Origin of the sequence: uncultured Maribacter sp. (genome assembly GCF_963974015.1) — a bacterium.
Lineage (GTDB): Bacteria > Bacteroidota > Bacteroidia > Flavobacteriales > Flavobacteriaceae > Maribacter.
Genome location: NZ_CAXBBZ010000002.1, coordinates 563,374 through 585,705 on the forward strand (window position 1 = coordinate 563,374; position 22,332 = coordinate 585,705).

General features: G+C 36.4%; 18 protein-coding genes. 17 read left to right on the forward strand and 1 reads right to left on the reverse strand.

Annotation, left to right across the window (positions count from 1 at the left end):
* The first annotated feature begins 4 nt into the window (after positions 1-4).
* From AACZ41_RS06990 to AACZ41_RS07070, 17 genes are all read left to right on the forward strand, one after another.
* On the forward strand, positions 5-3,613 hold the full coding sequence (locus tag AACZ41_RS06990; RefSeq protein ID WP_339627647.1) for an ATP-binding protein: 3,609 nt from the start codon (positions 5-7) through the stop codon (positions 3,611-3,613).
* Positions 3,614-3,663: 50 nt separating this feature from the next.
* Complete coding sequence (locus AACZ41_RS06995) at positions 3,664-4,038, forward strand: response regulator (protein ID WP_339627648.1); 375 nt, start codon at positions 3,664-3,666, stop codon at positions 4,036-4,038.
* 4 nt (positions 4,039-4,042) lie between these two features.
* Positions 4,043-5,083: an adenylate/guanylate cyclase domain-containing protein gene (locus tag AACZ41_RS07000; protein WP_339627650.1), complete on the forward strand. Its 1,041-nt coding sequence runs from the start codon at positions 4,043-4,045 to the stop codon at positions 5,081-5,083.
* Between the two features lie 246 nt (positions 5,084-5,329).
* The gene (locus AACZ41_RS07005; protein ID WP_339627651.1) at positions 5,330-8,620 is read left to right on the forward strand and encodes a PDZ domain-containing protein; all 3,291 of its coding nucleotides are present in this window, start codon (positions 5,330-5,332) and stop codon (positions 8,618-8,620) included.
* Between the two features lie 12 nt (positions 8,621-8,632).
* Positions 8,633-9,355: a DUF6090 family protein gene (locus tag AACZ41_RS07010; RefSeq protein WP_339627652.1), complete on the forward strand. Its 723-nt coding sequence runs from the start codon at positions 8,633-8,635 to the stop codon at positions 9,353-9,355.
* A gap of 14 nt (positions 9,356-9,369) precedes the next feature.
* Positions 9,370-10,137, forward strand: coding sequence for a DUF6090 family protein (locus AACZ41_RS07015; RefSeq protein ID WP_339627653.1), 768 nt, complete (start codon positions 9,370-9,372; stop codon positions 10,135-10,137).
* The gene (locus AACZ41_RS07020; protein ID WP_094998388.1) at positions 10,130-10,885 is read left to right on the forward strand and encodes a DUF6090 family protein; all 756 of its coding nucleotides are present in this window, start codon (positions 10,130-10,132) and stop codon (positions 10,883-10,885) included. The genes AACZ41_RS07015 and AACZ41_RS07020 overlap by 8 nt, the downstream gene beginning before the upstream one ends.
* An 89-nt stretch (positions 10,886-10,974) precedes the next feature.
* A complete protein-coding gene (locus AACZ41_RS07025; RefSeq protein WP_339627654.1) occupies positions 10,975-11,712 on the forward strand; it encodes a DUF6090 family protein in 738 nt (245 codons plus the stop codon).
* A 32-nt stretch (positions 11,713-11,744) separates the two neighbouring features.
* Entirely contained in the window at positions 11,745-12,485 is a 741-nt protein-coding gene (locus AACZ41_RS07030; RefSeq protein WP_339627655.1) for a DUF6090 family protein, read from the forward strand.
* The gene (locus AACZ41_RS07035) at positions 12,485-13,255 is read left to right on the forward strand and encodes a DUF6090 family protein (RefSeq protein WP_339627656.1); all 771 of its coding nucleotides are present in this window, start codon (positions 12,485-12,487) and stop codon (positions 13,253-13,255) included. The genes AACZ41_RS07030 and AACZ41_RS07035 overlap by 1 nt, the downstream gene beginning before the upstream one ends.
* Positions 13,252-14,022 (forward strand): DUF6090 family protein, encoded by a 771-nt coding sequence (locus AACZ41_RS07040; RefSeq protein WP_339627658.1) that lies wholly within the window; start codon positions 13,252-13,254, stop codon positions 14,020-14,022. The genes AACZ41_RS07035 and AACZ41_RS07040 overlap by 4 nt, the downstream gene beginning before the upstream one ends.
* 198 nt (positions 14,023-14,220) lie before the next feature.
* A complete protein-coding gene (locus tag AACZ41_RS07045) occupies positions 14,221-14,799 on the forward strand; it encodes a hypothetical protein (protein ID WP_339627659.1) in 579 nt (192 codons plus the stop codon).
* A 4-nt stretch (positions 14,800-14,803) separates the two neighbouring features.
* Positions 14,804-15,313, forward strand: a complete 510-nt coding sequence (locus AACZ41_RS07050; RefSeq protein ID WP_339627660.1) for a hypothetical protein — start codon at positions 14,804-14,806, stop codon at positions 15,311-15,313.
* A 211-nt stretch (positions 15,314-15,524) separates the two neighbouring features.
* A complete protein-coding gene (locus AACZ41_RS07055) occupies positions 15,525-17,465 on the forward strand; it encodes an adenylate/guanylate cyclase domain-containing protein (protein ID WP_339627661.1) in 1,941 nt (646 codons plus the stop codon).
* 382 nt (positions 17,466-17,847) lie between these two features.
* The gene (locus AACZ41_RS07060) at positions 17,848-18,891 is read left to right on the forward strand and encodes a methyltransferase (RefSeq protein ID WP_339627662.1); all 1,044 of its coding nucleotides are present in this window, start codon (positions 17,848-17,850) and stop codon (positions 18,889-18,891) included.
* A 28-nt stretch (positions 18,892-18,919) separates the two neighbouring features.
* Complete coding sequence (locus tag AACZ41_RS07065; RefSeq protein ID WP_339627663.1) at positions 18,920-19,681, forward strand: hypothetical protein; 762 nt, start codon at positions 18,920-18,922, stop codon at positions 19,679-19,681.
* 234 nt (positions 19,682-19,915) lie between these two features.
* Entirely contained in the window at positions 19,916-21,136 is a 1,221-nt protein-coding gene (locus AACZ41_RS07070; RefSeq protein ID WP_339627664.1) for a PQQ-dependent sugar dehydrogenase, read from the forward strand.
* Between the two features lie 202 nt (positions 21,137-21,338).
* On the opposite strand, the gene AACZ41_RS07075 is transcribed toward AACZ41_RS07070, so the two are convergent.
* Positions 21,339-22,325 (reverse strand): SDR family oxidoreductase, encoded by a 987-nt coding sequence (locus AACZ41_RS07075; protein ID WP_339627665.1) that lies wholly within the window; start codon positions 22,323-22,325, stop codon positions 21,339-21,341.
* Positions 22,326-22,332: the final 7 nt, after the last annotated feature.

The window sequence follows — 22,332 nt, forward strand, 5'->3', positions numbered from 1 at the left end:
AAGTATGAAAAACACACTATTACTAAGACCTATACTTTTAATCAGCATCTTATACTGCCTATTTTTAGTTTCTTGCCAGAACCAAAGTAAGTCTGAAACAGAAACTACCGTTGGAGATTATAAGGTCCCCGAGACCATACCGCTTATATTTACGGAACCAGAGCCTTTTGAATGGGAAACCATCACTTCAGATACCCTAACCACACCGGTAACCTATTCCTTGAATGTGGATGCCCTGCCTAGCAAACCCTTTGCTTTAAATGACTTCAAACCACTTAAATCTCCCATGAAGGAATTTGATCTGGATTGGGAAAATTATCCTACGGAGGAAGTGAAGTTTGATTCCGTACCGTTTACAATTAAAACGGACCCAATAAAAAAACCCACCATCACGAAAATGAAACCGCCAGGGATTATGGAGGGTACCAATGCTAATCTCCTACAGCTTTCTACAAATGAGGGGTTAACATCAAATCTTATTAAAACTATAATAGAAAATAAAGATGGTACCACTTGGATTGGAACATCCCAGTCACTTATTCTATATGATGGGGAAAATAGTTTTTCCTATGATTATACCAACATTAATGATATGGTTTTTGATGATCAAGGGAGGCTTTGGTTGGCGACTTTTCGAAATGGTTTATATGTTTTAGATTTTAAAAAAAATGTCCAATATACTATCAATGTTTTTGGTGACCAACTAAGCCTAGTTGATATTCTTTATGATCAATCTGGAGTTATTTATCTTTCATCATATAGAGATGGTATTTATTCTATAGATACCAAATTTGAGAATTTAAAAGAACTAGTAACCAAGGGTACGAAATTACCGTTAACACTTTTTGAAGACCACAATGAAAATATCTGGCTAAGTTTTGAAGGCGGCATAGGTTGCATTGGTAAAGAAAGGCATGTTTTAAAGTTTTTACCGGAAAACTTGAAATTGAACTTCGCTTTAGATATAAAGGAGGATGCATCTGGGACCATTTGGATTTGTAGCCCTGAAAAAAACGAAGTCTTAAATCTATCATTACAACAGAAAAAGGCAAGAACGCTTACTAAAGAAAATGGCTATGATATAGAAGGGACGAGGTTACAAGAAGATGAAAATGGGCGAATGTGGATTGCGGCTAATGAAAAGGTCTTTATTTTGAGTGAAGACAGAAACAGTTTTAAAAGCATTTTTACCAATAGTAAAATAAGACTTAATGGTAGGGGTAGTATCTTAAAACGAAAAGATGGTTCAATTTGGATTGGCACCTTGGACAAAGGAATTATTATGACCAATCAATTTACCTTAAAAACAGAATATTTTGATACTTCCCGAGGTTTGATCAATGACCAAGTCTGGGAAATTGAAGAGGATTCTAGAGGTGAACTTTGGCTCGGTACAAACAATGGTATTAATATAATTGACATAAAAAATAATTCTATAAAAGCAATTAGTACCGAACAATTGAATAGTAGGCCCAATAATACTATCAATTTTATAAAAGAGATTTCTAAGGATATTTACTTTTTAAACACAAGGCCTGGTTTTTCTATTCTTGATCGTCAAAAAAATACGATTACCCATTATGACACTTCTTTAGACCTTTTTGGAGCGGGTATTTCAGCTATAAATGAGCACACCTTTGCTATATACACAAATCAAGGTCTATTTGTATATGATATTAAGGATAATACCTTAAAAAAAGTCGTGTCCAAGAATGACCCAGATATTCTAAAAGCGGGGAGCGGTTCTGTATTGGTTTATGACGAAGAAGCACTTTGGATTCCTACTACTGATGGTTTGGCCAAGGTAAATTTGAAAACGAACAGCATTTATTATCTCAGAGAAGAACAAGGTCTTATTGATAACGACACAAACGCAGTTTTATTTTCAGAAGAAGGTGAATTATGGGTAGCCACATTAAACGGAATGGCAGTCCTAAATCTGAAAGAAAATACCCTTACCAATTTAAAACAAGAAAACGGCTTAATCCCTGCTGAGCTCTTTGACGTAGTAGAAAAAGGAAAATTCATGTATGCTGCTAGTTTAGATGGCCTTATCCCTATTGAAAAAGCTACTTTCAAAACAACCAATAAAGGTTTCTATACTTTTAATGGGGGCCTTGGTTTCAAATCGAACGACTATTTGCAAGGATCACCCCGATTTTTAAAGAACGGCCAATTTTGGTCTGGGGCTGCAAATCCATCAAGTGTATTTAAGCTACTGGTACTGGATGCTGCACCACAACCCGATAGTCTTGAAAGTTCTGTTTTTATAACCAACTTGTTCGTTATGGATGAGAATCCGGGCTTTAATGAAAAAACTGGCATTGACTCTTTAAACAATAAGGTTTCATCCTATGCAATTAAAAATAATATAACGTGGAATTCCATAAAACACCCCTATAGTCTTGCGGAAGGGCTTGTCCTCCCGTTTGACCAGAACAGTTTAAGTTTTAGTTATGCCAGTGGGGACTTGTTTAATAGGGACCAATTGACCTACAGGTTTATTCTTGATGGAGAAGATGAAGATTGGACCTATGCCTCCGCCACAACGAAGACCAAAAATTACTACAACCTAAAACCGGGCAACTACACCTTTAAAGTAGCTGCTAGAGGGTTTACCAATACATGGTCGGTTCCAGATGAGCTGTCTTTTACAATTAATCCTCCTTGGTGGCAAACTTGGTGGGCCTACCTCCTATTTGGGCTCCTAATTGTAGGTGCAGTTTGGTCTTTTGTTTCTTACCGTTCGCGTTGGTTGAAGAAGGAAAATCGCATTCTTGAGGAGAGCGTAGCACACCGCACATCGCAGTTAAAAAATAAGATCGATGAGTTGAAGGCTACCCAGTCGCAATTGATACAATCCGAAAAAATGGCTTCACTTGGAGAGCTTACGGCCGGTATTGCGCACGAGATTCAAAATCCGCTAAACTTTGTAAATAACTTTTCTGAAGTAAATAAAGAACTTCTTGAAGAATTAGAGGAAGAAATAGAAAAGGGTAATTATGACGAAGTAAAAGCCTTAGCAAAAGACGTATCTGCAAATGAAGATAAAATTATTTTTCATGGCAAACGTGCCGATGGTATTGTAAAAGGGATGCTACAACACAGCCGCAGCAGCACAGGTCAAAAAGAAATGACCGATATCAACACGCTATCAGATGAGTACCTTCGTCTTGCTTACCATGGTTTGCGTGCTAAAGACAAAAGTTTTAATGCTACGTTGAATACTGATTTTGATAATAGCATAGACAAAATAAATATCGTTCCTCAGGATATGGGAAGGGTAATTTTAAACCTCATCACCAATGCTTTTTACGTCGTTAAAAAGAAAAAGGAACAAAACCCTAAAGGCTACGAACCCACCGTTTCCGTGAGCACAAAGAAACAGGGAAATATGGCTTTAATTAAAGTTTCTGATAATGGTAATGGTGTGCCTAAAGAGGTATTGGATAAAATATTTCAACCCTTTTTCACCACTAAACCCTCTGGGGAAGGCACGGGACTTGGACTATCATTGAGTTATGATATTGTAAAAGTGCATGGCGGTGAATTAACCGTTGAAACAAAACAAGGAGAAGGTACCACCTTCACCATCTCATTACCAATTAATTAAATAAAATAATACCCTCATTAAACTATTTAAAAACACAAAATAAACAGATTATGAAAATATTAGTTGTAGATGATGAACAAGATGTAAAAGTGTTGTTTCAACAGCGCTTTAGAAAAGAAATACGCAAAGAAGAACTAGAATTTGTTTTTGCCTTTTCTGGGGAAGATGCACTGAAAATCATGAAAACGATGGAGCATGAAGCGGTTCTTATTTTATCTGATATTAATATGCCGGGCATGAGCGGACTAGAATTATTAGAAAACATTAAAAAGAATTATGTAAAACCACCACCAATGGTCATGATGATAACCGCCTATGGTGATGATGAAAATAGAACAATGGCAAAAAATCTTGGTGCTGATGATTTTCTAACCAAGCCTTTAGATTTTTCACTATTGAAAAATAAGCTGATAACCTTAACGTAAGAACATGGCAAAAATAATGGTAGTAGATGATGAGACGGATTTAGAAATACTCATCAAACAAAAATTTAGGAAGCAAATTCGGCAGAATGAATATGAATTCGTTTTTGCAATAAATGGTCGTGACGCACTAGAGAAATTAGTTGAACATCCGGGTATAGATATTGTTTTGAGTGATATCAATATGCCCGAGATGGATGGTCTCACCCTACTCACCGAACTTCATGAATCTAGTCCGTTGATTAAATCGGTAATCGTATCGGCTTATGGTGATATGGAAAATATTCGTGTTGCCATGAACCGTGGTGCTTTTGACTTCATTACCAAGCCCATCAACTTTGAGGACCTTACCTTGACCATGGAGAAAACCTTAAAACATGCTAGAGAAATTCGCAAAACCTTACAGGCTATAAAAGAGAATAATATTCTAAGAATGTATGTAGATGAAAACGTACTTAATTTTATGGGTGGCCAAGAATATGAATCTAAAATTATGGCCAATGAAAGTATCGAGGGTACCGTAATGTTCGTAGATGTTTGTGGTTTTACAAAAATTAGTGAAACTACGAGTCCCGATGTCGTGGTTACCATGCTCAACACCTATTTCGACGCCATGGTCAAAGAAATTATGGAACAAGATGGTATTATCGATAAATTTATTGGTGATGCTGTAATGGCCGTATTTAGAGGAGAATACCATTTAGACCGTGCAATTGATGCCGCTCTTGCCATTAGAAACCAAGTAAATAGAATTCCTAACGTAGAGAATAAAGAAAATTTTAAACCCAAGGTATCCATAGGTATAAAAAGCGGTGAAATGATTTCAGGCAACATTGGGTCGGCAACCTTAAAACGACTCGATTATACTGTAATTGGTGATACGGTAAATACTGCTGCCAGATTACAAGACGCCGCAAAAGAAAACCAAATAATTATTTGTGAAGGCTGCTATGAACAAGTAAAAGAGGCCTTTAAATGTGAAAATTTAGGCAATATTACCATGAAAAATAAAGCAAAACCACTTACGGTTTATAATGTACTAGAATAATTTATTGAAGTCTATTAATTTCATACCATGACCAAACCGCTGATGAGTCTGATAGTATAGATTATGATTATTTATTGAAATTTCACCAAGGATATATACTTTCAGGACGGTCTATCGCCAATGACCCTGAAAGATCTTATTGGATAAAAGGTGACAAGCATGAAGCTGCGGCCAATTTCTTGTATGGAACAAGTACCTGAAGCTCCTATTAAAAATTGGAGCTATCAAAAAAAATAAAACTAAAAAATGAACCAATTGGACTCCCTAAAACAAGGTAACCTCAAACTACTATTTACACTTATCGCAATCCCATTTTTAGCAATTGTAACCCTAGAAGCACAAGGCACAAGATTATTGCGTCAACCCGATATCAGCAGTTCACATATTACATATGTCTATGGTGGTGATATTTGGATGAGCCACATAAATGGTGGCGAAGCGAAAAGAATTACAAGTACACAAGCGGTGGAGTCTAATCCGTATTTTTCGCCAGACGGTAATTGGATCGCTTTTTCTTCCAATCGTACGGGATATCAATCGGTCTTTGTAGTGCCCGCAGAAGGTGGCGAGGCCAAACAAATTACATGGCATCCTAGCGGTTCTTTGGTAAGGGGTTGGAGCAACGATGGTTCACGTATTCTCTACGCAAGTAACCGAGATACCGCACCAAGTCCCTATAATCGTTTATGGACTACTGGCGTTACGGAGAATATACCTTCATTGGTTCATCCACAATGGGGTTTTGATGGTGCTTTTGCCCCTGATGGCGAACACTTGATTATAGATAGGGTAAGCCGCTGGGACAGCGAATGGCGTGGGTACAGAGGAGGTCAAAATACACCTTTGATTATTTTGAACACCTCAACATCAAAAGAGGAATTATTGCCCAACGAGAGCGCAACTGACATTCAACCACTCTGGTTGGGCGATGTGGTTTATTTTATATCGGATCGTGACTTGGTTTCCAACATTTGGTCTTACAATACTAAAACCAAAGAATTACAGCAAATTACCGAATTCAAAGGTGCAGATGTTAAATGGTTAGCAGGAAATGAGAACACACTAGCTTACGAACGTGAAGGTTATCTACACCTTTTGGATTTAAATACAAAAACAACAAAACAATTACAAATAGATATTATTGGAGATTTTCCATGGGCAGCCACCCAATGGGAAGATGTAAGTTCTTCGGCAAGCGCTGTATCCTTATCCCCTAATGGAAAGCGGATGATTGTTGAATCACGAGGTGATATTTTTACGGTACCCGTAGAGTTTGGCGATTCAAGAAATATAACGGAAACAGCCAATGCCGCAGATAGAGCACCCATCTGGTCGCCAAAAGGCAATCAATTGGCTTGGTTTTCGGATATAAATGGAAAAGAATATAGTCTTATGTTGGCATCACAAGACGGATTGGAAATACCTACGTCAATCGCTATCGGAGAATCTAAGATGGCATGGGATCCTAGTTGGTCACCAGACGCAAAATATATTGCCTTTGTAGATGATGATGTGCGTTTACGGGTATTGAATTTAGAAACAAAAGCCATACAGACCATCGATGTTGGGGGTACTAACATAGAACGCGGTAGCATTACCTTGAACTGGTCGCCAGATTCCAATTGGCTCGCATATGCCAAAGCCGGTAGCAATAACTTTAGACAGATTTTTATCTGGTCGGTCAAAGACGGACAAAAAAGAGCGATTACCGATGTTTTTGCAGATTCGTTCTCCCCCGCCTGGGATCTAAACCACAAACAATTTTACTTTTTAGCCAGTACCGAAGTGGCATTGGGCTCCGGTTGGGCAAATACAAGTTCAATGTCTGCCAGTCCCTCGTATGCTGCCTATATTGTTAATTTACAGCAAGATGATCCCTCCCCATTTAAACCAAAAAGTGATGAGGAAGCCCCTGAAAAGGAAACCGACGAGAAAAAAGATTCCGATAAAAAGAAGAATAAAAAAGGAAAGGACGAAAAGGCTACAAAAAAGACCGTAAAAATAGATTTTGAGAATTTAAGCCGACGTACTTTATCCCTCCCTGTTCCAGAACGAGAATACAGCTTTATTGCATCGGGGCCAGAGGGTGCTGTATTTCTGGGAGAGTCCCTGCCAAACGAAAAAGGTCTCGCCCTTAAAAAGTTTACACTGGAAGATCAAAAAATCAAAAATTTCATTTCCAGTGTAGAAAAGGTATCCATTACCGGTAACGGTGAGCATCTATTGGCGAATGTAAAAGGGCAATGGAACGTTATGGATACCAAAGGAGATAGTGGTGAAAAAGGGAAAACGGTAAAAGTAGATCTTCAAATGAAATTGGATCGTTCCATGGAATGGAAGCAGATATTCGAAGAAGCATGGCGATATGAGCGAGACTATTTTTATGATCCAAATCTTCATGGTCGTGATTGGAATTCAGTTTATGAGCGCTATGCACCTCTTGTTCCCTTTATAAAACATAGGGCAGACTTAACCTACGTTCTTGATCAAGTTAACGGTGAACTATCCGTAGGCCATAGTTTTGTATTCGGAGGCGATTATCCAGAAGTGGCCGACTCTAAAATGGGAATGCTGGGAGCGGATATGATGGTTGAGAACAATCGTTGGAAAATAAAAAGAATGTATACCACCGAAAGTTGGAATCCAGGTTTATCAGGACCATTGGATGCTCCTGGCCTCAACATAAAAAACGATTACTACATAGTAGGGATCAACGGCGATGAACTAAAAGGTACCGAAAATATCTACAAGTATTTAGATGGCACGGCAGACAAGCAAACCGTAGTACACATCAATAGCGAACCAACTTTTGAAGGGACTTGGAAAGAAATCATAAAACCCATAAAAAGCGAAAACTCCTTGCGGCAGCGTACTTGGGTAGAAGATAATCGTAGAATGGTAGATTCACTTTCCAACGGCAGGTTAGGTTATGTTTGGGTTCCAAATACCGCGGGCCAAGGCTACGTTTCCTTTAACCGCTATTATTTTGCACAACAGGATAAAGAAGGTGCCGTAATTGACGAACGATTTAATGGTGGGGGCTTATTGGACGATTATATGGTAGACCTTATGACCCGTAGCCTACGAGCTGGTTTAACGAACGAGGTACCCAATGGAAAACCCATGCAACTACCCGCAGGAATTTTAGGACCCAAAGTATTATTGATCAATGAAATGGCGGGCTCAGGAGGAGATTTCTTCCCTTGGGTTTTCAGGCAACAGCAAGCAGGTAAACTCATAGGCAAACGCACATGGGGCGGTTTGGTAAAGTCATCCGTTCATTATAGTTTGGCAGATGGCGGTGCCTTGACCGCCCCGGACAATGCCGTCTTTGACCCCATTACAAATAAATGGATTGCTGAAAATGTTGGGGTTGCCCCAGATATTGAAGTACGGCAAGATGCCCTGTCCCTATCTAAAGGAAAAGATCCACAACTGGAAAGGGCTGTTCAAGAGTTACTGAAGCAATTAGGTCCAAAAATAAATTTTACACCCCCCAAATTTTTGACACCTGCAACAGGTAATAAGAGTAATTAAGCACAAAAAACGATGATTAAATTTTTTAGAAACATCCGGAAAAATTTGCTCAATGAGGACAAAACCGTCAAATACCTCAAATATGCATTTGGGGAAATAATCCTGGTAGTCATCGGTATTTTGATTGCACTACAGATCAATAATTGGAATGAAAACCGAATAAACTCGAAGAAAGAAACTATTGTTTTAGCCAATATTCATAAAGAGTTTACACAGAATAAAAGGCAATTAGACTCCGTTGTTGGTCAGCACCAGGTTGTATTCAAAAATTGCGCCGGCGTCATTGGTCTTTTCCCAATAAAATCAAAACCAGGACCTGAAGCATTGGATTCATTGGCCACTATGCTTTGGTGGACTTATGGCGGAAATACCTTCAACCCCACGCAAACCAGCATTAATGCCCTTGCCAGCACATCTTCTTTCGATATCATAAAAAATGAAACCTTGCGCGATCTATTGATTTCCTGGAATGACTTGGTTACAGATTATCAAGAGGAAGAATTGGCTTCTAGAGATCATATTTGGAGTCAATATGACCCTTATCTGTCCAAACATTTTGATTGGAACCTTAATTTTAAAGATGAGCGAAACGATTTTAACGCACTTCAAACTCTGGAGTTTGAATATTTGGTTAGAAGCAGGTATGATTTGGTGGATCAAATATTGAATACAAGCGGTGAGCTACAAAAAGTACAAGCCACTTTAGATAAAATAATTGAACTTTCGAAACCTTAAGTCAACTAAAACCTATGATAAAATTCTTTCGAAAAATTAGACAAAATCTGCTATCAGAGGGCAAAACGATCAAGTATTTAAAATATGCTCTGGGAGAGATTATACTAGTAGTGATAGGAATTCTAATTGCCTTGCAGGTAAACAATTGGAACGAGGAACGAAAGAACTACGCAAAGGAACAAACCTTGCTTTTGGCATTGCAACAGGAATTTGATGGAAATCTAGAGCGTTTGAAAAATACCATAACTGTAAATAACGAGCGTATTACCAACTGCCTACTGTTGTTGCATGAATTATCACCCGAGGAATCTTCCCTTTCCCATAGTCAAATTTCGAAGCTATGGCTCAACGCATTGTCGAAAGATGCTGTCTACCGACCCAGCCTAGGTGCACTCAATGAGGCTATCGCCTCTGGTAATCTCAGCATTATTCACAATAGGGAAATCGCAACCTTTCTGTCTGCATGGCAATCCGAACTTGATCGAATAGGCATACAGGAAATGGCTGTTAAGAATCAACGCCTTCTGTGTTTTGAACGTACCAAGGAAATTGGTAACATGAGAATGGTCCTCCAGGCTATAGAAAACGATTTGGGAAAAGAATTACAGGAAAGCCCATTTGAGGATACAAACAAAGATCTGCTCAGGTCAAAGGCCTTTGAATCTGACCTAGTGACTTTTTTGGGCACTTCCAACCACTTAGAATCCGGTTTTTTAATTCCTTTAAAAGAAAGACTCGAGCATTTTTTAACCCTTGTAAAGAAAGAATTGGACCATGATTAAATTCTTCCGTAAAATTCGTCAAAACCTTTTAGCAGAGGGTAAAACCACCAAATACTTCAAATATGCTTTAGGTGAGATTATCCTAGTGGTCATTGGTATTTTAATTGCGCTACAAGTGAACAATTGGAACGAAGAAAGAAAGAACAATGAAGTTAAACAATCCTTGGTAGAAAATTTAATTGCTGATTTGAAGGAGGACATCCAAAACTTAGAGACACTAAATACCATAAATACCAACGCCGAAAATGAAGGATTTTACCTCGCCTCCTATTTAGACGATTCACTAAAGGAAATAGATACCTTAAGGCTTACAAATTCAATCGTATTTTGTGGTTACATTCCCAATAAATCCCTTATATCCTCTACCTATAACGACTTGATCAACAGTAATAATATTCACCTATTCAATGATGTGAAATTAAAAAAGCTTTTGGACGAATATTATGTAAACAATTCTTGGTTTCAACTCTTGAATTCCCGAATCCTCAAAACAGTCTGGTATGATTACCGTGATGAAATGTCTAAATTTCATAGTCCAAAGCTATATCAGGATTTCTATACATTCCAAAAACCGATTGAATCCAATGTTTCTAAATACCATGTACAATGGAATCAAATCAAGAACAATGATTATTTAAATACTCAAGTGGGAATGATAGGCGCTTACAGAATATTGATAAGGCAAGATTTTGAAAAATATACCCAAAAGGCCAAAACCATCTTAAAATATTTAGAAGAAACAAAATAGCAACGATTTCAATGTTTATTGGTGTTAAAAGCAAGAAACGACAAGGACATCCAAAACTAATATTTATTAAAAAGACCCACCATTGACCCATGATAAAATTCTTTAGAAAAATCCGAAAAAAATTTCTTGAGCAAGGTAAAACGAGTAAATACCTAAGTTACGCACTGGGTGAAATTATACTCGTGGTTATCGGGATTTTGATAGCCTTGCAGATCAATAACTGGAATGAAGAGCGTTTGGATAATAATCGGGAAAAAATCACCATACAGAATCTAAATACCGAATTCAAGGAAAATTTAAGGGACTTGGATTCCATAAATATCATTTTGCAACACACCATTTTGGCTACGGAAAACATTTTTGGAAAGTTCAAAAAAGACGATCTTCAAGAAACCGAACAAATAGACAGCCTTTTAAATTACGTTATAGAAAGTCCTTCCTGGAAGCCTAGTGAATTTGTCTTGAACGACCTTCAAAATTCGGGTGGACTTTCGGAACTTAACAATAAAAATCTAAAAATTCTATTGTTTAATTGGTCCCGATTTTTTAAGGAGTTGCAAGAAACGATGAATCAAACGGAAGAGACGAATATCAATTTAATCGAATATATACGGGAACATGGTTCGCTTAGAAACATAGATGCCAAATCTAAAAAATTTCCATATGGACCATCGCAACTAAAAATGAACAATGCACTGTTACTTCAAAATATTCAATTTGAAAACTATATCGATGACAAGCTCTTTGTGCTCAAGGAGTCCGAAGCTGCCTATGCAGAAGCGAAACTAATCATTCAGAAAATTTTGGAGGAAACTACCTTAGAGTAAAAAAACCATGTATTGAAATAAACCAACCAAACATGATCAAACTTTTTAGAAACGTACGTAAACAGCTACTGGGGGAAAATAGGTTTTCAAAATATCTCCTATATGCCATAGGAGAAATAATATTGGTGGTCATTGGTATTCTTATTGCCATTCAATTAGATTCCTGGCGTACAGAACGCAAAAATGAAAAAACGGAAATCTCCTATTTGCATAGTATACTCGAAGAGCTTAAGGTTGACAGTCTTTCCCATATAAACGGCTGGGAAAGAAGGTATCCCCAAAAAATAGAGGGTCTAAATTTGGCCAAGGACTTTTTACATTCGCAACCTCAAATTGAGGATAGCATTGCATTTATCAATAAAGTGGGTCTGGGCGGCATGGGAGGTATTGGAAACATGCGCTTAAATAATCGAACCTATCTAGATCTGATCAATACGGGAAACTTTGGATTGATCCAGCAAGATGATATCCGCAACCAAATATCCTATTACTATTCATATCTGGATTTTACCATGGATTATTTGGACAAACTACGGACCGATTACCCAAGAAAATTAAACTCCTTAAGGCCTTTTGATCCCAACAATGTAGATAAAGTGGATAAACGGGATATTAAGCATTTTTTTGAATCGATAAAGCAGAACGATATTCTAGATCTTATAAACCAAGAGCTAACCTTCGCTCATTCCGCCGATAATCGCTACAACGACAGTCATAGAATTTGCTCTGAGCTTATAGATTCCATTAGGGCATATCTTAAAAAAATAGAATAATGAAAGTGTTCCGTTCCATACGCCAAAAACTAAGTAATCAGAACAAACTCCTAAAGTATTTAAAATACGCACTTGGCGAGATAGTTTTAGTAGTCATTGGTATTCTAATTGCCCTGGCCATCAATAATTGGAACGAAGAAAGAAATAGCATTGTCCAAGCTGAAAAGCACCTAAGGACCCTTAAACTAAATCTCCAGGATGACATTGTTCAAGCAGAAACCCTGTTGGCAGAAACACAAACCACTATAGACTATGCCAATGACTTTCTTAATCAATTCAAAACCCTTAAACCTGTAGATAACAACATACAAATGTATCTGATCTATCTCATGTTCGAACGGAACATAGAAGAGAATGAAAGCGGTTTAAACGCCTTATCGAACTCTAATAGTTTAACATTTGTCGAGGAGGACCTTCAAAACAAAATACTGAATTATTACAGAAACCTTGAGCAGTTAAAAAGCAGAGAAAACAATGCCAATACCGAGATTAAAACCATGTATGAGCCTTATGTAAGAAACCATTATTACTGGATATACAACAAGACAAACCCTTGGCATAGGCAGGCTAATTTTTATAAGGATGATCCACGACCATTAACGAACATTGACCTCTCCGCTGCCATTGCGGACAAAAAATTGGAAACCTATGTCATGAATAGAAGATACCAAGCTATGTTAATGCTCGATTTTTATTCAAATACCTTAAAAATGGCCAAGGAAATCATTACAGAAATAGAAGATAATCAAAATATCCAGACCCTGCCATGATCAAATTCTTTAGAAATATCCGAAAAAGTCTCCTCAACCAAGGCAAAAACGGTAAATACCTCAAGTATGCAGTTGGGGAAATTGTGCTTGTGGTTATTGGGATTTTGATTGCCTTGCAGATCAATAATTGGAATGAAACAAATAAGGACTTAAAAAAGGAACAGAAAATCCTTAATTCCTTATTGACCGCTTTTAAGGAAAACCTCGCATTAATCGTAGAAGCCCATAATTCTACCGACATTGCCTACTACGCTACGTTGGACCTTAAGGAACAGATCAAACCACAGACTTCTGAATTCAACACAAAACGGATAGATACTATACTTAGTTTAATGTTCGGTTATTCTGCATTTGACCCAGCAAGTGGTGCCATTGACGAAGTAATCAATTCCGGCCAATTGAATCTTATACAGAATAAGGAACTTAAAAATGAAATTTCCAAGTGGTCCAGTAAAATTATTGATACCCAAACCGATTTAGAGATAACAAATGGGTATTTGTTCAATGAAATAATTATTTATTTATCCAAAAATGCCCATATTACCAACTTACTCATTGATAAATCCATTCTGGAATATACCAAACTTAGTCCGATACCTCCCTCCAGTTTTGATAAAGACTATACTTATATAATGGGTTCATTGGAATTTGAAAATATGGTTAATTGGCATGCAATTAACTTGGCTTACCTAGCAAATGAGTATCAATATCTGCAAACATACCTTGAACATATTATTGAATTAATCCATAACGAGATCAATCACTAGGACATAATTAAATTCTTTAGAAAAATCCGCCAAAACCTGCTCAGTGAGGGCAAAACAACAAAGTACTTTAAATACGCCATAGGTGAAATCATACTGGTTGTTTTTGGGATTTTTATTACCCTTTATATGAATAATCAAAAGGAAGAATACACCATTCAGAAGCAACAAAAAACTATTTAAGGCAGATAAAAAAAGACAATGAGTAACCTTAAATCACTTGCTATAGAAAAAGAAGAGTTATCCCTTAAACTGGACAATGCGATTACATTGCCAAACATAATGAATAGCGATCGCTTAATGAATAATTTGTCTGAAACTGATATGTCGCAACTTATCTTTGAGTTTCAAAAAACCGATAGCATACTATTTTATGAAAACGAAGCCTTGAACCAAATCATTTATTCAGGAGGATTAAAAGAAATAAAAAACAACAGAATTGGAGCTTTATTAGCCTCGTGGGAAGGAAAGGAAAATCTAGTGAGGTTGCAAGAAGTACAGGTGGCAGAAGCTCAAAAAAACCTAGAGTCCTATCTTTATCAAAATTGTGATTTTAAAAATTTAGCAGATAATTTGATATATTATAAAATCACGGGCGTGGATAGTGTCGATAGCAGAAAAGGAAATACAAACTTGTTGTACTCCAAGGAATATGAAAATTATATTTTTCAGTTTGTTGCCTATGGTTCTTCCATAAAAGAATCAGAATATTTAGACTTTGAGAACGAAAAGCAATCGCTCATTACATTGATAGACCAAGAATTGAATAATATAAATTAATACTATGATAAAAACGATATTATTTGCCATTGTATTTATGGTTTGTAATTCAAGTTTCACACAAACAATTGATGAAAAATATGCTAAAGATGTACAATCTATAGACGCTATAATAAATGCGTATTACGATGTAATATCTGGCTCTAGTGAAGACCAATGGCAGTTTGAAAGGGACAGATACATCCATTCCCCAAATGCCGTTATTACCCGGTTGGATGAAAACGGGAAAGCGGAATCGCATGTTTTAGAAGTGGAATATGTTCCCATGGCCTTGGCACCAAAGGAAGATTTTTACGAAAAAGAACTGAAAAGGAAAGTGACCCATTTTGGAAATCTCGCCCAAGTTTGGAGTGCTTTTGAGATACGTACAGACCCAAAAATAGTCTCAAACATTAGAGGATTGAACAGCATTCAACTTCACTATGAAAATGGCAGATGGTTTATTGACAGTTGGACCTGTGAAATGGAGTCAGAAAAAAATAAACTAGTAACCCGTTTTATAAACAGGGAGTGAAGACTTTAAATGTGATAATTTAGATAACTACTATGAAAAATAAAACTTAACCGATATCAAATTGGTTTAGATATTAACTTAAAAAATCACTAGTACCTATTAAAACAGTAAATATTGAGTATTTTATAGAATTATATAACCATCAACACTTTACTCATTAACAACTTTAAAAAATATGAGGTTGCACAATTAAAAAGTGAAAATGAAAAAAATGAGGTTTTTATTCATTTTATTATGCCTTCAAAGTTCTGTTTATTCACAAACTGAGCTTGATTCCTTGTATAGCACTTGGCAGAATGAAAAAATTTCTGATAGTATCAGAGCTTTTGCACTAACAGATTATATCTACGATGGTTTTTTTTCATCACAACCCGATAGTGCTTTAATCCTAACGAATCAATTATACCAATTCACTAAAGAAACTAAAAACGAAAAGGGACTTATAGAGGCCCTTACCCTTAAAGGATATATTCAATTTAGAATAGGAAACTATTCCAAAGCATTGGCATCGTATGAAGAAGGATTGGAGATTGCTGAAAAAATAGACGATAAACTGGGTGCTGCTGATATTCTCGTAAAAATGGGATATATCTATCATGACAATGAAGATGTAATCAACGCATTGATTTACTATCAAAAAAGTTTGAAGATTTATGAGGAAGAAAATGACTTAGAGGGTAAAGGAAATATTTACAATGAATTTGGAAGCATCTATTTATCTAAAGGTGATTACGACAAGGCCCTAGATTATTATAAAAAGAGCATAGACATAAACAAAGAATTAAATTATGAAGAGGGTAATTCTGCCATGTACATAAATATAGGTGGGTTATACCTAACAAAAAATGATTTTCAACAAGCGCTAGATTATTATGAAAAAGGCTTGGTAATCGAAAAAAAGAAAGAAGATAAATTAGGAATAGCATCAGCACTATCTGGAATCGGAGGTGTTTATCTTGAGCAAGGAGCTTCCACAAAAGCATTAGATTTTCTTCAAAGAAGTTTTGATATCAGTGAAAGTATAAATGATATTCAGGGTGGAACTAATACACTATTAAGTATAAGTGATATTTATCTTGATAATAAAAACTATACAAAAGCAATAACATATTGTAAAAAAAGCCTTTCTATGGCAAAGAAGGTCGGCGACTTAGGAGGTCAAGAATATGCTTGTGAATGTTTATATGAAGCCTATCGAGCATTAGGTAATTCCGAAGATGCCTTAATGTATCATGAGCAAATGATTTTCATTGGCGATAGCATAAAAACAGAAGATTTAGCCATAAAATTACAGCAAATAGAATTCTCAAAGAAAATTATGGCCGATAGTTTAGTGCAAATTGAGAAAGATGTAAAAGTGCAGCTACAGCATGAATCTGAAGTACGGCGAAAAGATAAAAATCGAAATCTGGCTATTGCAGCCGGAATAACCTGTTTTATATTGGCAATTGGCTTTTTCTCAAGATGGCAATATGTTAAAAAATCAAAAAATGTTTTAAAGAAAGAAAAAGACCGTTCAGAAAGTCTATTGTTGAATATTCTGCCAGCGGAAATTGCTGAAGAACTGAAAGAGAAAGGGGAAGCAGAGGCTCGCGATTTTGATTTAGTTTCTATATTGTTTACCGACTTTAAAGGTTTTACAGAAAAGTCTGCAGAACTTACCGCAGCAGAATTGATTGGTGAAATAAACCATTGCTTTAAGGCGTTTGACCATATTTGTGAGAAGTATGGTATTGAAAAAATCAAAACAATAGGTGATGCTTTTATGGCTGCCGGTGGTCTACCGGTACCTTCAACCGATTCAGTTCAGAATACGGTTTTGGCCGCGCTTGAAATGCAATCTTTTATGACCCAAAGATTTGTAGATAAAGAAACAGCAGACGGATTTACATTTGAAATGCGCTTGGGTATTCATACAGGCCCGGTTGTTGCGGGAATAGTTGGAGTCAAGAAATTTCAATATGATATTTGGGGTGATACCGTAAATACGGCAGCGAGAATGGAAAGCAGCGGAACAGTAGGTCAAGTAAACATCTCTCAACATACTTATGAACTGCTAAAGGATAATAAAAAATTCACATTTACGCATAGAGGTAAAATACAAGCAAAGGGTAAAGGAAAGATAGACATGTATTTTGTTACCAGTAACTAAAAACGAACATAGTATTATTTAATTTGAGCGCACCTTCATAATATTTATATCCATAAAACAGCTAATTAAAATGTTATCAAAGCATAACTAGTTGCTATCCCTTTTTGCCCTTGTGTTGATATTGCATCCCATTTGGATAGTTGTCTTGGTATAGTTTTATAACCCACCAAATTCTTCAGATAATTAAACAGGTGCCTAGGGACATCATTTGTGGCCGTTCGTCCATAAAAATAAATGTATCTCCTACAAAATAGGTTAATTGTATGTGATTAAAGCTCCCCCCCCCTTTTTTTAACAAATACTTTCAAATAATAACTGGCAGATTGCAAGCAAAGCACAAAAAAGCCAATTATCAACTTTTAGACCACTAAAAACAATTAAAATGGAAACAGTAACAGCAATAAAAAAACAAGTAGACCCCTCAAATATCATGCAAATAGGCATGGGTTTCTGGGCCTCTAAAACCTTATTATCTGCAGTTAATATGGGTGTTTTTACCCTTCTAGCAAAAGGTGAGTTATCAGGAAATGATATTAAAACTAAACTTGGCTTCCATCAAAGAGGTCTGTATGATTTTTTGGATGCACTAGTAGCCTTGAACTTTTTAAATAGGACAGGGATAAAAGAAACCAGTTGCTATAGCAACACGGAAGATAGTGCGTTTTTTTTAGATAAAAACAAACCAAGTTACATGGGTGGATTATTGGAAATGGCAAATAATCGATTATATCCTTTTTGGAATGATTTGGAGGAGGGACTCAAGACCGGATTACCACAAAATGAATCCAAAACTGGTGACAAAAGTCTTTTCGAAGCAATATATAGCGATGAAGAAAAAGTTCGTGAATTTGTGAATGCAATGGCCGGAGTTTCTATGGGGAATTTTATGACTTTATCCAAAACGTTTGAGTTTTCAACCTATAAGACCTTATGCGACATTGGTGGTTCCGGTGCACATTTATGCGCTCAAATAGCCCTAAACAATGATCATATGAATTGTTTATCATTTGATCTACCTCAAGTAGCACATGTAGCACAGGAAAATATTAGTGCAATGGGCCTCAATGAAAAGGTAAAGATTATCTCTGGAGACTTTTTTACCGATGATTTCCCAAAAGCGGATGTAATTACTATGGGTATGATTTTACACGATTGGGGAATTGACGACAAAAAAATGCTTATAAAAAAGGCTTATGATGCATTACCAAAAGGTGGTGCCTTGATAGTCATAGAGAATATCATCGATGATAAAAGAAACGAAAATGCCTTTGGGTTGTTGATGTCATTAAACATGCTCATAGAAACTCCCGAAGGTTCCGATTTTACAGCTTCTGATTTTAATGAATTAGCTAAGGAAGCAGGTTTTACAAAAATGGACATTATACCATTAACCGGCCCATCTAGTGCAGTAATAGCAATCAAATAATAATAGTAACCAATAAATAATAGAACAAATGAAAAGATTATTGATCACCATAGTTTTAATACCACTAATGATGGTATCCCAGACCAATGAAAGTTTGGTCATTGAAAATATAATGTTGACCGTAAAGCCTGATAAAATAGCCGAATTTGAGGCAGGTATTGCAGCACACAACAAAAAGTTTCACGCCACAGGTCCATTTGGGGCCAGGGTCTACAATATCGATAATGGGAAAAATGCAGGAAAATACATGCTGATTATGGGGCCCCTACAATGGAGTGCTTTAGATGGTAGGCCCTCAAGTAAAGAACATTCCGAAGATAACAACAAGAACATAAACCAATATTTAGAGTCTTCGGTAGAGGTAAATTATATGAAAATGCATCCCGATTTATCAAATTTCTCCAAAGATTTTGAAATCAATAAAGTCTCGGTTTTTATGGTCGATATTAAACGATTTAAGGATATGGATTTTATGGGAAAAGTAGTGAAAAAGGTGGTGAAAATGTATAAGGAAAAAATGCCAGACCAAATTTATGGCATTTATACCAATGAGATGCCTAATATGGACGGTATGGATTTTGCATGGGTAGATTTCTTTGATAGCTATTCTTGGATGGCCAAAGACGATACGTTCATGCGAGATTTCGAAGATGTTCATGGGACGGGTAGTTTTCAACAATTCATGAAAGATGTAGAGGCTACAACCGATGGCGATAAAGGTGAGATATGGTCTCTTCGAAAAGATTTAAGTGGTCCAGATGCTAAAGTAATAGCCTTAGAAAGGCAATAATATCCATGTCGCAAATTTAAAGCTACTATTCAAGGCTTGGAAGCAAGTTCCAAATCTTAGCATTCTTTTAAACGATGTTTCAACCGAACTATAAATTAATGGTGCTTCTGTAAATAGGGATAGCCAATAATTAGTATTCCTCTGGAGTATCAATAAATATGAAGAAAAAACATCCTCCGCATTGTTCCAAAGAATTAATTGATTGGCATGAGGTAACCACTTTAAAACACCATTATGAAAATTAAACTAATTTACTTAACACTTGTTCTTGTTTTTTTAAGCTGTAATAAGGCAAAGAAGAAACCTTCAACACAAAATAATGTCAAAGCTTCCAATATAAATTCCATTCGGCTTGAACTACTTACCGATGCATTGAATACTCCAATTCAAATGAGTATTCCCGATGATGATACCCATCGTAAGTTCTTGACCAATCGTGGCGGTCAGATATGGATATTAGAAAACAAAACGGTATTACCCATACCTTTCCTTAAATTAAACACAGCGCAGGATTCCCTCGGACTGGAAGGGCCAGAAGGAATAGGAACCATTAATGGAATGGCTTTTCATCCAGAGTTTAGCACCAATCACAAATTTTATGTATGCTATAATGCTGCACCTTCTATTGTTAACGATCCAGTAAAACTTGTTATTTCAGAGTTTTTGGCATATAACGAGAATCCAAACCTAGCAAATAAAGAAAGTGAAATTAGGGTTCTTGAAGTTGAAGGTGACCAGATTTCACATAATGGAGGTGAAATTGCGTTTGGGCCAGACGGTTTTCTGTATATTTCCATTGGGGATGATGCCATGGACGATGAAAACTATGTCCATCATGCTCAAGACTTGAATCATTTCTATGGAAAAATATTACGTATAAATGTAAATACATTGCCTTACAGCATACCATCAGATAATCCTTTTGTAGGCATATCCGATGCTAAGCCCGAAATATGGGCATATGGTCTACGCAAAATGTGGCGGTATACCTTTGATCCAAAATCAAAACAACTTTTTGGTGCCGATGTGGGCGAAGGGCAACAAGAAGAAATAAATATTGTTACAAAAGGTGCTAATCTTGGTTGGCCCTATATGGAAGGAGAAAGTGTTTATATGGAAGATAACAGTATTGATAAAAGCGGTTTTAAACCTCCTATCAACACTTACTCACATGAGGATGGCATATGTATTATAGGTGGCGACTTCTATTATGGAAAGGAAAATCCCAATTTACAGAATAAACTTGTTTTTGGAGATTTTAAAGGTAGTATTTTTTCGCTATCCCAAGAAACCAATGGAAAATGGACAAGGGAGCTTCTGGAAATTGAAAACAAACCAAAAGATGTTTTTCTGATTTGTGGGTTTGATACCGATGAAGATAATGAACTATATGTGATGGGATTTTCGAATACGGATGTGGGACCTAAAGGTGCTGTTTATAAAATTATGCATTAGCTTGTACTTGTAAGTTGGTCAACAACTAATTTTGAAATTAAAACGTACTGATAGTACAGGATTGTTTAAAATTAATTGTTGACCATTTTTCCTTACCATTACTTTTTACTAAGAAATATCTAGTTTCTATGTATTATTTTGAAGAAATTATCTATCAACAAAATGGCTTATTGTTCCTAATAAAATCCTACAAAATTTTAGATTAAAAAAGCGATTTATAAACCTTCAACACATTCTCAATCTTAGCCTCCGTCTCCTTATCAATATTTTGGTGTTCTGGGTTTTCCTTTAACCATTTTACAGTCCTTTTAATACCCTCGGAAAAAGGAATCGTTGCCTTAAATCCTGGTACGAAGGTTTTTATCTTAGTATTATCGAACAAGACACTTTCAGCCTTATCTGCCAATAACGTTCCTGTAAACGATGGCTCTATGTTGCAAATAAAGTCAGAGGCTATATGTACCACTTTGGCTTCTTTGCCTAAAGCATCTGCCAAAATCTTATAAATCATATTCCAGCTCAGCACCTCATCTGAGGTAATATGAAAAGCATGCCCAATAGCAGGTGTATTACCCAATAAACCAACAAAGCCTTTAGCAAAATCATCGGAATGTGTTACCGTCCAAAGTGAAGTACCATCGCCATGTACGATTATTTCTTTTCCATCTAAAATTCGCTGCGCGGTATTATATTTATTAAACCCCCCAATGGCAATCGGTATTACGGTATCATACGTTAATGAAGGGCGAACAATCGTTATTGGAAAACCTTCTTCACGATAGGCTTTTTGTAATCGGTCTTCACATTGTATTTTTCCTTGAGAGTAATCCCATAAATTATTGCAAAGCGGTGTAGATTCGGTAATAACCGGATAACTCAAAGGCGTTTGATAACATGATGCTGAACTAATAAAAATATATTGCTTGGTCTTTCCCCTAAAAAGTTCAATATCACGCTCAATATCATCGGGTGTAAAGGCTATCCAATTAACAACTACATCCCAGTCGTGCTTTTTAAGCTCAGTTAATTCTTCGGGTTTGTTAATATCCCCAATAATAGAATGTGCTCCAGCAATATCAACTTTGGCCTTTCCCCTATTCAGTACATATAAATCCATTCCTTTAGCTACAGCCAATCTACTACTTGGTGTGCTTATGTTGCCTGTTCCTCCTATGAATAATACTTTCATTTTTATT

Bases quoted from the DNA above. Each gene is read 5' to 3' on its own strand.
- AACZ41_RS06990 (WP_339627647.1), top strand. From the start codon at position 5: ATGAAAAACACACTATTACTAAGACCTATACTTTTAATCAGCATCTTA.
- AACZ41_RS06995 (WP_339627648.1), top strand. From the start codon at position 3,664: ATGAAAATATTAGTTGTAGATGATGAACAAGATGTAAAAGTGTTGTTT.
- AACZ41_RS07000 (WP_339627650.1), top strand. From the start codon at position 4,043: ATGGCAAAAATAATGGTAGTAGATGATGAGACGGATTTAGAAATACTC.
- AACZ41_RS07005 (WP_339627651.1), top strand. From the start codon at position 5,330: ATGAACCAATTGGACTCCCTAAAACAAGGTAACCTCAAACTACTATTT.
- AACZ41_RS07010 (WP_339627652.1), top strand. From the start codon at position 8,633: ATGATTAAATTTTTTAGAAACATCCGGAAAAATTTGCTCAATGAGGAC.
- AACZ41_RS07015 (WP_339627653.1), top strand. From the start codon at position 9,370: ATGATAAAATTCTTTCGAAAAATTAGACAAAATCTGCTATCAGAGGGC.
- AACZ41_RS07020 (WP_094998388.1), top strand. From the start codon at position 10,130: ATGATTAAATTCTTCCGTAAAATTCGTCAAAACCTTTTAGCAGAGGGT.
- AACZ41_RS07025 (WP_339627654.1), top strand. From the start codon at position 10,975: ATGATAAAATTCTTTAGAAAAATCCGAAAAAAATTTCTTGAGCAAGGT.
- AACZ41_RS07030 (WP_339627655.1), top strand. From the start codon at position 11,745: ATGATCAAACTTTTTAGAAACGTACGTAAACAGCTACTGGGGGAAAAT.
- AACZ41_RS07035 (WP_339627656.1), top strand. From the start codon at position 12,485: ATGAAAGTGTTCCGTTCCATACGCCAAAAACTAAGTAATCAGAACAAA.
- AACZ41_RS07040 (WP_339627658.1), top strand. From the start codon at position 13,252: ATGATCAAATTCTTTAGAAATATCCGAAAAAGTCTCCTCAACCAAGGC.
- AACZ41_RS07045 (WP_339627659.1), top strand. From the start codon at position 14,221: ATGAGTAACCTTAAATCACTTGCTATAGAAAAAGAAGAGTTATCCCTT.
- AACZ41_RS07050 (WP_339627660.1), top strand. From the start codon at position 14,804: ATGATAAAAACGATATTATTTGCCATTGTATTTATGGTTTGTAATTCA.
- AACZ41_RS07055 (WP_339627661.1), top strand. From the start codon at position 15,525: ATGAGGTTTTTATTCATTTTATTATGCCTTCAAAGTTCTGTTTATTCA.
- AACZ41_RS07060 (WP_339627662.1), top strand. From the start codon at position 17,848: ATGGAAACAGTAACAGCAATAAAAAAACAAGTAGACCCCTCAAATATC.
- AACZ41_RS07065 (WP_339627663.1), top strand. From the start codon at position 18,920: ATGAAAAGATTATTGATCACCATAGTTTTAATACCACTAATGATGGTA.
- AACZ41_RS07070 (WP_339627664.1), top strand. From the start codon at position 19,916: ATGAAAATTAAACTAATTTACTTAACACTTGTTCTTGTTTTTTTAAGC.
- AACZ41_RS07075 (WP_339627665.1), bottom strand. From the start codon at position 22,325: ATGAAAGTATTATTCATAGGAGGAACAGGCAACATAAGCACACCAAGT.